Annotated in this window: 1 protein-coding gene; it reads right to left on the reverse strand. The window is 58.2% G+C overall.

The genetic code is table 11. The features are described from left to right. Positions 1–977: tyrosine-type recombinase/integrase (locus QQJ84_RS19270; protein WP_284259951.1), on the reverse strand; the 977-nt coding region annotated here is incomplete at its 3' end. Between the last annotated feature and the right edge of the window lie 54 nt (positions 978–1031).

Below are 1031 nucleotides of genomic sequence, written 5' to 3' on the forward strand. Positions count from 1 at the left end.
GTCGGCGCATTTGCGCTCAAAAACAATGCACGGGAAGCGCAGGTTGGGCGGCCCGATTGCAGGTATTGGGCGACCGCCTCGCCGACCTCGACCGGCAGCGGCAATACTGCGGCATGGCCCGCTTTTCCAATCACAGCAATTGAGCCGGCCTCCCAGTCGATGCTGTCCAAGTTAAGAGAGACGATCTCGCTGGAGCGCAGGCCCAGACGAGCCAACAGCAACAGGATCGCGTAGTCTCGACGCCCCATAGGCGCGTCGCGGTCGGTGCTGCCAAGAACCGCGAGGAGGTGATCAGGCGCGATCGCCCTCGGAATGGCAGTCATTGACCAATTGGCAACGGTCGGAACTGCGCCAGCTAAATCAACCAGCGTTCCTCCGCAATAGCGTACATAGCGAAGAAAGGAACGCAAAGCGATCGTCGCTGCCTTGGCCCTGGCTGGACTGAGGCGTGCTGCCTGTCTTTGCACAAAGTGAATAACGTCCAGACCACGCAGGCTCGCAAGATCGACCGGCCCGGTTCCAAACCGCTCAGACAGAAAGCTTTTGGCAAACGGACAATATTGGACTAGCGTTTTTACTGATAGCCCCTGATCCTTGCGTAGGTGGCTGGCATATGCGGCAACTATCTGTTCGATCGGCGTCGGCTCGCTGATCGCAATAGTCGGCGCGCAGCAGAAACCCAATCGGCGAAGCACGTCAATTAGCCGTCGGAGCGTGGCAGCAGCGCCCTGTCGGATCTCTCGGTGTTCAAGCTCCTCCAGATAACGCAAAGCATGCTCGTCGGTCAGGGCCTCTGCGGTGATTTGCATAACCTGAAGCCAGCGACTGAATTTGGCGGCAGTCCGAAGCTGCTGCCCGATTACGCGACGCTCGAAGCCTTGTTCGCGAAGTCCCCTCGCAAACGTATCAATATGACCCGCCAACGGTCCCTCGGGCTCTTGCGCCAAGGTCCACGGTCTGTCGAAATTCGGTTCCATTCTTTCTCTCCTTCCAAAATTGGAAGGAGAGAGGCTATGCCGAGAAAGCGATCA

This window comes from Acidocella aquatica, assembly GCF_030160635.1.
Taxonomy (GTDB): Bacteria; Pseudomonadota; Alphaproteobacteria; order Acetobacterales; family Acetobacteraceae; genus Acidocella; species Acidocella aquatica.